General features: G+C 62.1%; 1 protein-coding gene. It reads right to left on the bottom strand.

Annotation, left to right across the window (positions count from 1 at the left end):
• Positions 1-24 precede the first annotated feature (24 nt).
• The coding region (locus tag EN851_RS35325; RefSeq protein WP_135931112.1) for a SufE family protein at positions 25-306 on the bottom strand (282 nt) is incomplete at its 5' end.

Here is a 306-nt window from a genome sequence, read left to right as displayed (position 1 = left end):
TTTGCTTTCAGCAAGGCTCTCGGATTAGGCCGGCTGTTTCAGCGCCGCTTCGGCGTCACGCTTGATGCGCTTGACCATCGAGCGCAGGCCATTGGCGCGCTGCGGCGACAGATGCTCGTCCAGGCCGAGCTCCTTCAGCGTCGCTTCGGCATCCGTATTCTGGATTTCGCTTGCATGCCGGCCTGAAAACAGCGCCAGCATGATGGCGACGAGGCCGCGCACGATATGAGCGTCCGAATCGCCCTTGAAGCTGATCACGGGATCGGCACCCGCTCCCTGCTCTGTGGTGAGCCAGGTTTGGCTCAC

Source organism: Mesorhizobium sp. M8A.F.Ca.ET.208.01.1.1, assembly GCF_004791315.1.
Classification (GTDB): Bacteria; Pseudomonadota; Alphaproteobacteria; order Rhizobiales; family Rhizobiaceae; genus Mesorhizobium.
Note: the sequence above shows the minus strand (reverse complement) of the source record. Positions and strands in the feature narration are given on the sequence as shown.